Genomic DNA, 714 nt, shown 5'->3' with positions numbered 1-714 from the left:
AGCTTCTACCACCAACCAGCCTTTGTAGCCGTTCTCGGCCAAGGTTTGTAGGATCGGGGCGAAGTTAATCGCACCGTCGCCTGGTACGGTAAAGGCACCATTTAAGACAGAATCCAGGAATGCCCAGTTACGGTTACGTGCGAGCTTGATGATGTCGCTACGTACGTCTTTACAGTGGAAGTGGCAAACACGGTTGATGTGCTTTTTCAGTTCGGTCAGTGCATCACCACCGGCAAAGGTCATGTGGCCAGTGTCGAATAGTAGGCCAACTGATTCACCGGTTAGCTTCATCAGCATGTCCACATCTTCTGGGGTTTCTACATAAGCACCCATGTGGTGGTGATAAGCTAGACGCATACCACGGGCCAGTAGCCAGTCACCAAACTTGGTCACTTTCTCGGCATATGCTTGCCACTGTGCATCGCTAGTGAATTTAGGACGCATGTAGAGTGCTTTGCTACGATCGCCTTGAATGGTGCCTGCGCATTCGCCGTACACCATGACGTTACTACCGTTGTATAGCAGTTTGTCTAGGTGAGCAGAGACACGATCAATCTCTTCTTCTACTGTGCCGTGTGCCAAGAAAGAAGAATACCAACCAGATACACATTCAAAACCGTATTCACCTAGTTTGGCTTTTAGTGCTTCTTTCTCTTTTGGAAACTTGTTACCTAGTTCAAAACCTTGGTAGCCAATCTCTTTACCTTCTTCTAA

General features: G+C 48.0%; 1 protein-coding gene. It reads right to left on the bottom strand.

What is annotated here, in order from left to right; translation table 11 throughout:
• Nucleotides 1-714: myo-inosose-2 dehydratase (iolE, locus tag LIN78_RS17955; protein WP_227182261.1), on the bottom strand; the 714-nt coding region annotated here is incomplete at both ends.

Origin of the sequence: Leeia speluncae, from assembly GCF_020564625.1 — a bacterium.
Classification (GTDB): Bacteria; Pseudomonadota; Gammaproteobacteria; order Burkholderiales; family Leeiaceae; genus Leeia; species Leeia speluncae.
This window is presented reverse-complemented; position numbering and strand designations above follow the sequence as displayed.